This is a genomic window from Skermanella sp., from assembly GCF_059503625.1.
Genome location: NZ_JCACHA010000345.1, coordinates 1 through 2,753 on the forward strand (window position 1 = coordinate 1; position 2,753 = coordinate 2,753).

Sequence of the window (2,753 nt, forward strand, 5' to 3'; positions counted from 1 at the left end):
GCGGCGCATCGCTAGGCTTCAACTCCAGCAATAATCATACCGGACAGACTCTAAGGGATTTTGCATGTTTTCTGACCATATCGGTGATTTTCAGAGAGAGCGTATCTGAGAGATGAAGTCGTTGACCGTCCGCTCCATGTCGTCCGCCTCTCCCCCCAGACTTTCGGCTGCCGCCTGAAGGGCACGGGCGACCGTTTCCGTTTCACGGGCACGGTCGCTGACGACGGCGATGTCGGTGCTGATGCGGTCGACGCTGGACGAAACCCCCTGGGTGGTCTGCGCGATCTCCCGCGTCGTGCTGCGCTGCTGCTCGACGGCTCCGGCTGCCGACCCGGTGGCGATGTCCATCTGTTCGATGATCGAGGAGATCCCCCGGATAGCGTCGGTGGCGCCCAGCGTTTCCGCGCGGATGCCGTCAATCCGGGCCGAAATCTCCTCGGTCGCCCGGGCAGTCTGGTTGGCGAGGCTCTTGACCTCGCTCGCGACTACGGCGAAGCCCTTGCCCGCTTCGCCGGCACGGGCGGCCTCGATCGTGGCGTTGAGCGCCAGCAGGTTGGTCTGTTCGGAGATCTCCCGGATCAGGACCACCACATCGCCGACACTTGCCGCGACCTGGACAAGACTTTCCAGATTGTCGCGAACGCGGTCGGCTTCCGTCACGCTACGGCGCGCCAGTTCCGCAGTGGACAGCATGCTGTGCGCGATACCGGCGATGGAGGCGGCCATCTCCTCCGTCGCGGAGGCGACGGAGCCGAGATTGCGGCCGGTGCTCCCGGCCTCGTCGGCGACCGTTCCGGAGCGCTTCATAGCCTGCTCGGCCATGTCCAGAAGCTGGCGCGCATCGTCCGACTGACGGCGGGACGCGGAGGAAACCTGCTGGGCCAGCGGCAGCAGCCGGCTTTCGCAGGTGCCGGCGAGTTGCCCCAGGACTTCGCGCCGCTCGGCATCGGCCTGATGGCGGGCGTCTTGGGCGCGCTGTTCCGCCTCTATCCGCAGACGGGCGTTGTCCTTGAAGGCGACCAGCGACTCGGCCATCTGGCCCAGTTCGCCCCGCTGCCCCCGGTTGGGAATGTCGGCATCCAGTTGTCCATGCGCGATGGCGCTCATCGCCTCGCTCATGCGCGTGACGCCGAGGGAGACATGGCGGCCCAGCACGAAGGCGAAACCGAGTCCCGCCAGCGTGGCGAGCGCAAGGGTGGTGACGATGAAGACGACCGAGTTCCGCTTCCCCGCTTCCGCGGCGGCCAATCCCGAATCGGAGAGAGTGCGGGCCTGCTGCGAGGCTTCGACTGCGGCGGCGTTCATGTCGCGCGCCAGACGGACAGCCGTGGACTGGAGGTCGATCTGCTGGACGAAACTTGCCTCAAGCGGAGCCAGCAAGGCGCGCATGGTCGCGATATGGTCGGTTTGCCCCGTCTGCTGTGCAATCTCGTTCAGGTGTCCCGCGACTCGGGCCATGGTGCCGGCGATCTCTTCCCGAAGCACGTCGCGCTTGCCGGAGGAAAGATCGGATAGCGCCAGCGCGACCTGGAGGGAGGCTGCCCGGATCTGGCGCCCCCGGTCGGCGGCGGACATGGCCCGGATATAGCCTTCGCGGGCTTCGACGGCCTTGGCTTCGGCAGCCGAGCGGGTCGCGAAATAGCGCTCCTTGATGTTCTCCATGGAGAAGGCGATGCCCCGCGACTGCGCTTCGTCCACGGTCGAGAGTTGAAGAAGTTCGGACCGGGCGGCCGCCATCTGTCTGGTCAGGTCGATCACCCGGACGGCCAGCGCCTTCATTGCGTCAAGTTCGGGATGGCTGATGCGCGGGATGCTGAGGTCTTCCCCCAGGGTACCGTTCGCCCGCGCGCGCCAGGCCCAGGCGGTAAGTTCCGCCGCTTCGAACCGGGTCGAGGCATCGGTGCCGGGCGGCAGGGACGAGTGGAGCCGGTCCAACTCGCCGAGCAGCCGGAGGATGACTTCGCGGTAGCTCTCGTAGCCGGCATATGCCGCGGAGGTTTCGCCGATGGATATGGTGTAGGCCTCGATGATCTCGCGCGCCGGACCGCCGTCTTCCGGCGGCAGGCGGGCGGTGAAGCTGGCAGCCTCATCGAGCGCTTCCAGGGCGGGGGTGATCTCGCTGCTGTCGGGATGGTTCAGAAACGCCATTTCCGCAAGCTGCGCATTGACCACGCCGTCACGGATCGACTCGACAAGATCGGCGAGGGTAGTCGCGGCTCGTGCCGCCGCCTCCGCCTCTTCCAGATCTCGGCCGGCGGCGCGGGCGAGCTTCACCTGGGACGTAACCAGTACATCCGACAGCGAGGCCAGTTGCTGGACCGATTTGCCGATGATCGTGTCGCCTGCCAGCAGCTTCTCCTCGACGCCGACGAAGCTTTGAAACGCCTGCGCGTAGCGGTCGGCGGACGCCTGTTCCGCTGCCATTCCGCGCGTCGCGAACTGGTCGACGATCGATGCGAGCCGCCCCTGGGCGTCCGACGAGGCGGACAGGTCGCCCCGAAGGGCGCTCCATTCCAGGGCGCGAACCTCGCCCATCGCCAGCGACAAACGGGTTGCGGCAGTGCCGTTCTCGACCGAGGCGGCGTATTGATAAAGGCCGAGCAGCCCGACCACACCGACGACGGCGACGAGGCCAATGACCGTGAAATACCCGGCAGCGATGGTCGTCTTGAGCTTCATGACGTCCCTGCGACGAGAGAGCCGCCCGACCATCCCGGAGGCTGGGCTGGTCGGGGCGCTCCACCGTCCGGCTG

General features: G+C 66.7%; 1 protein-coding gene. It reads right to left on the reverse strand.

From position 1 onward, the window contains the following. Nucleotides 1-90 precede the first annotated feature (90 nt). The coding region (locus AC5JJ6_RS07970) for a methyl-accepting chemotaxis protein (protein ID WP_496041523.1) at nucleotides 91-2,753 on the reverse strand (2,663 nt) is incomplete at its 5' end.